Source organism: Bradyrhizobium acaciae, assembly GCF_020889785.1.
GTDB lineage: Bacteria > Pseudomonadota > Alphaproteobacteria > Rhizobiales > Xanthobacteraceae > Bradyrhizobium > Bradyrhizobium acaciae.
Map to the genome: position 1 here is coordinate 1 of NZ_JACMYK010000249.1, position 4,877 is coordinate 4,877.

A 4,877-nucleotide genomic window follows, 5' to 3' on the forward strand; every position below is an offset into this window, starting at 1 on the left:
CGGCGGCGGCGCCTACGCGCTGATGCCGCGGCAGAATTGTCAGCCCATCCGGCCGCCGCCTCCGGGCGTTACCGCGCCGGTCCCGCCGCAACCGGGCGCCGATTGCGGGCCGCGCGGTTCGTCATCCGGATCGGGCGGGGGCGGTTCGTCGCACAGCAGCTTCTACAGCAGCGGCTCCTCGTCGAGCGGCTCGTCGTCCTCGTCGAGTTCGTCGTCAAGCTCGTCGGTCAGCCGCGGCGGTTTCGGCTCGTTCGCGCATGCGTTCGGCTTCGGCGGTGGCTGACAGAAACCCTACCGCATCGTCGGTGCGTCATCGCGCTTTCGCTTGCCCGACGATCGCAGCTGATGGAAACTGCAGCGCGGCAGATGGCAAGGATCGCGTCAAGGATCGCGTCGGTGAAGCGCTCACGCCGTGTATGGCTGAAATTGATGGGAAGCGTCGCGATCGGCGCAGCGTCGATGGGCCTGACGCCAGGCCAGGCGCGCAGCCACCATCGTCACGCCGGGCACAAAACCAAGCGGAAGCCCATGCAAGTGTCGCCCGCAGGTGGCTTCGGCAGCGCGCCACGCACCATCGCCCACTACGATTATCCTTCGCATGGCGGCGCCTGAAACAAAACTGACGAGCGATCACGGTCCCCTTCATGCAACGCATCGCATGTTCCGAGCGCGACGATTGGCAAACGACCGCCGAGAACTCCGGCTTCACCTTCCATACCATCGACGGCGAACGCTACTGGGACGAGCGCGCCTATTACGCCTTCACGCTCGACGAGATCGAGCGCGATATCGAGGCACCGACCGGCGAGATCGACGGGATGTGCCTCGAGCTCGCCGGGCGCGCGGTCAAGGATGAGCAATATCTGCGCCGGCTGAAAATACCCCAAGCGTTCTGGGATCTGATCGCGGCGAGCTGGCGCCGCAAGGATCCGAGCCTCTACGGCCGGCTCGACCTCAAATTCAGCGGCAGCGGCCCGGCCAAGTTGCTCGAATACAATGCCGACACGCCGACCTCGATCTTCGAGGCGGCGGTGTTTCAATGGACCTGGCTCGAACAGGCGATCGAACGCAACATCATCCCGAAGCGCGCCGACCAGTTCAACTCGATCCACGATCGGCTGATCGAGGCCTGGACAACAATCGGCGCCAACCATCCGTTGCATCTCACCGGACTGACCGGAAATGCAGAGGACGCCGGCACGCTTGCCTATCTCGAGGATGCCGCGGCGCAAGCCGGGCTGAAGACCACGCTGCTCGACATCGAAGAGATCGGGCTGCGCAACGACGGCCAGTTCGTCGACCTCGACGAACGCCCGATCGCGCTCGCCTTCAAGCTCTATCCCTGGGAGTGGATGTTCCACGACGCATTCGGCAAGAACCTCAGCTCCGCGCCGACGCAATGGATCGAGCCGCCGTGGAAGGCGATCCTGTCCAACAAGGGCATCCTGCCGTTGTTGTGGGAGATGTTTCCGGGCCATCCCAATCTGCTGCCGGCCTATTTCGAGGACGACCCGCAGGCCGCGCAGCTCGGCAGCTCGTTCGTGCGCAAGCCGATCTATTCGCGCGAGGGCGCCAATGTCGAGCTGGTGAGCGCCGGCATCACGCTGGTCGCGGAGCAAGGCCCTTACGGCGCCGAAGGTTTCATCCGGCAGGCACTGGCCCCGCTGCCGAATTTTTCCGGGCAGTATCCCGTGCTCGGAAGCTGGCTGGTCGACCACACGCCCTGCGGGCTGTCGATTCGAGAAGACGAAAATCCGATCACCGGCAACACATCGCGCTTCCTGCCGCACGCGATTTTGTAGTTCATGATCGCGGAGACGAAGACAGCTCTCTTCCCGTCATCCTGAGGTGCGAGCTCTGCGAGCCTCGAAGGATGCATGGCCCGGATGGTGGCCGTCGACCCTTCGAGACGCCGCTGCGCGGCTCCTCAGGGTGACGGAGAGAGCCGAACTATCCTCGAAAAGTCAGATCAGCGCGCAGCGGACGCGACCGCCTTCAGCGCATGAACGGCGGCGCCGGCGCGCGCGACCGGGGCGGTGCTCGGCTGATAGAGGCCGCGGCGGTCGGGATAGGGCCTGAACAGGTTGGTGATGCCGACCACCGATTCCGCCGCGCCAAGCGCCAGCACGCCATCAGGCTCGAGCATCCGCGCGACCTTGCCGAAGATCGAGGCCTTGGTCTGCTGATCGAAATAGATCAGCACGTTGCGGCAGAAGATCACGTCGAAGGTGCCGAGATGTGAAATGTCCTGCAGCAGGTTGAGCTGGCGGTGCTGTACCATGCTGCGGATATCGGCGTTGAGCTGCCAGTGCTCGCCCTTCTGCACGAAGTACTTCACCAGGAGCTGGATCGGCAAACCGCGCTGCACCTCGAATTGGCTGAACAGGCCGGCCTTGGATTTCTCCAGCACCGCCTGCGACAGGTCGGTGGCGATGATCTCGATGCGCCAGCCGCTGAACAGCGCGGTCATTTCCTTCAGCAGCATCGCAATCGAATAGGGCTCCTGCCCGGTCGACGACGCCGCGCACCATATCCGCAGGCTGCGGCGTGCGGCCCGTGCCCGCGCCAGCGCCGGCAGCACCGCGTCCTTCAGATGATCGAACGGAATCTTGTCGCGGAAGAAGAAGGTCTCGTTGGTGGTCATCGCTTCGACCACCTCCGACGTCAGCAGCTCGGCGCCGCCCTTCATCCGCTGCACCAGCTCGGGAATTCCGGCGAGGTTCGACCTGCGCGCCAAGGGCAGCAGGCGACTCTCGACGAGATACTGCTTGTCGGCGGAGAGATCGAGGCCGGAACGCTCTTTCAGCAGCTTACGCAGATACTCGTAGTCCAGCGGCGTCACGAACGGTCTCCCGCAAACACGCGAACAAGCTTCGGTGCGATCTGATTGAGCGGGAGCACGGCGGCACAGATGCCGGCATTGACCGCAGCACCGGGCATGCCCCACACCACGCTGGTCGCTTCGTCCTGGGCGATCACGCTGCCGCCGGCGGCGACGATGTCCTTGCCGCCGCGCATGCCGTCGGAGCCCATGCCGGTCAGGATCACCGACATGATGCTGCCCTGCCAGACATCGATCGCGGAGGTGAACATCGGGTCCACCGCGGGCTTGCAGAAATTGACCGGCGGCCCGTCGTCGAGCGCGATGGTGGCATCGATGCCGTGGCGGGCGATGCGCATGTGGCGTCCACCCGGCGCCAGATAGATATGACCCGGCTTGATGGTCTCGCCATCGATCCCCTCATGCGCCGGCCGCTTGCTGGTGCGCGCCAGATGTTCGGCGAGAATGGTGGTGAAGGTCGGCGGCATGTGCTGGGTGATCAGCACCGGGACGCGATCGATCACGGGACCGATCTCTGCGACCAGCGACATCAGCGCCTGCGGACCGCCGGTGGAGGAACCGATCAGCAGTACTTTCGGCGACAGCAGGCCGAACGAACGGCGCGCGATCTGCGCTGGCGCGGTGTGCGCAGCGGCGGGAGCCGACGTGCGCGGCCTGTCGTGACCGGGCGCAAGCGGCGGGCTCGCCGTTGGGTGCACGGGGTTGCGCCGCGCCTTGGCGCCGAGATGACGGATCTTCTGGATCAGGTCGTGGCGGAAAGTCTCCGCGGCGGTGGCCTCGCGCGTGCTCTCCGGCTTCGGAATGTAGTCGGACGCGCCGAGCGACAGCGCCTTCAGGCTGATCTCCGCGTTGCGGCGGGTCAGCGTCGAGGCCATGATGACGACGAGATCGCGCTTCTTCGCGAGCAACTGCGGCAGCGCCGAGATGCCGTCGAGGTCGGGCATCTCGATATCGAGCACCGCGACGTCGGGGTTGATGCGCTCGATCTGGTTGACGGCATCGAGGCCGGTGCGCAGCGAGGCCACAACCTCCATGTCGGGCTCGGCGCCGATCCAGCGCGAGATCATCCCACGGATCACCACGGAATCGTCGACCACCATCACCCGCACCTTGTCGGAACGGATCGATGTCGGAACCGCAGTACTTGTCAACGCGACACTCATGACTTCACCAGCGACGCAACACGACGCACAACAACCGTTTAGCCGAAGGCTTCTGCCGCCGGATCGAACGTAGACTTAGATGAGTCCGACTTCCTGGAACTTCGCGGTGACGATGTCCCGGTCGAACGGCTTCATGATGTATTCATTGGCACCGGCATGCAGCGCGCGTGCGATATGCGCGACGTCATTCTCGGTGGTGCAGAACACGACCTTGGGCTGATCGCCGCCGGGCATGCGACGGAGATTGCCGAGAAACTCATAGCCGTCCATCACGGGCATGTTCCAGTCGAGCAGCACGGCTTCCGGCATCGCACGCTTGCAGGCTTCGAGTGCCTTGGCGCCGTCCTCGGCTTCCACGATCTGGAAATCGAGCCCTTCCAGGATGCGGCGGGCGACCTTGCGAATGACGCTGGAGTCATCGACAACAAGACAGGTTCTCATCTGCGACCTCTACTTCCTCATCCCCGGTGGGATGTTTCAGTTCTTCAGTTCTCTCGGCTCACGCCGCTTTGGCGTCGGGCACCAGTTCGAGCACGCGATCGATATCGAGGACGACCATCAGCTGGCCGTCGAGGCGGTGGACACCGCCGGCGAGCTTGGCCATGCGGGGATCGAGGTTGACCGGATTGTCCTCGCGGCCGTCATCGGGCAACCGCAGCACCTCGCCGATCTGGTCGATCAGGAGGCCATAGGATTCGCCGCGCTGGTCGACGCCGACCGCCATCGGCAGCCTGCCGTCGTCGGCCTTCGGCAGGCCGAGCCGGGCGCGCATGTCGACCACGGTGACGATGCGGCCGCGCAGGTTGAGCACGCCGGCGATCTCGCTGGAGGCCAGCGGCACCCGCGTCAGCCGCTCCGGCATGAACACGTCT

6 protein-coding genes are annotated in these 4,877 nt (G+C 64.9%); 2 read left to right on the forward strand and 4 right to left on the reverse strand.

Translation table 11 applies throughout. The features are described from left to right. Together H8A92_RS41135 and H8A92_RS39480 are read left to right on the forward strand one after the other, a co-directional pair. Positions 1–612 (forward strand): hypothetical protein (locus H8A92_RS41135; protein WP_338026702.1); only part of this gene is annotated, 612 nt, incomplete at its 5' end. 32 nt (positions 613–644) lie between these two features. Further along, entirely contained in the window at positions 645–1,802 is a 1,158-nt protein-coding gene (locus tag H8A92_RS39480; RefSeq protein WP_229200660.1) for a glutathionylspermidine synthase family protein, read from the forward strand. A 167-nt stretch (positions 1,803–1,969) separates the two neighbouring features. Here the strand turns inward: H8A92_RS39480 and H8A92_RS39485 are convergent, their stop codons facing one another. From H8A92_RS39485 to H8A92_RS39500, 4 genes are all read right to left on the reverse strand, one after another. Further along, on the reverse strand, positions 1,970–2,842 hold the full coding sequence (locus tag H8A92_RS39485; protein ID WP_229200661.1) for a CheR family methyltransferase: 873 nt from the start codon (positions 2,840–2,842) through the stop codon (positions 1,970–1,972). Beyond that, positions 2,839–4,005 carry a protein-glutamate methylesterase/protein-glutamine glutaminase gene (locus H8A92_RS39490; protein WP_229200662.1) on the reverse strand — a complete coding sequence of 389 codons (1,167 nt, stop codon included), beginning with the start codon at positions 4,003–4,005 and terminating at the stop codon, positions 2,839–2,841. The genes H8A92_RS39485 and H8A92_RS39490 overlap by 4 nt, the downstream gene beginning before the upstream one ends. Positions 4,006–4,080: 75 nt before the next feature. Further along, the gene (locus H8A92_RS39495; protein WP_018273268.1) at positions 4,081–4,446 is read right to left on the reverse strand and encodes a response regulator; all 366 of its coding nucleotides are present in this window, start codon (positions 4,444–4,446) and stop codon (positions 4,081–4,083) included. 58 nt (positions 4,447–4,504) lie between these two features. Then, positions 4,505–4,877, reverse strand: a 373-nt coding sequence (locus H8A92_RS39500) for a chemotaxis protein CheW (protein ID WP_229200663.1), incomplete at its 5' end; no start/stop codon positions are given.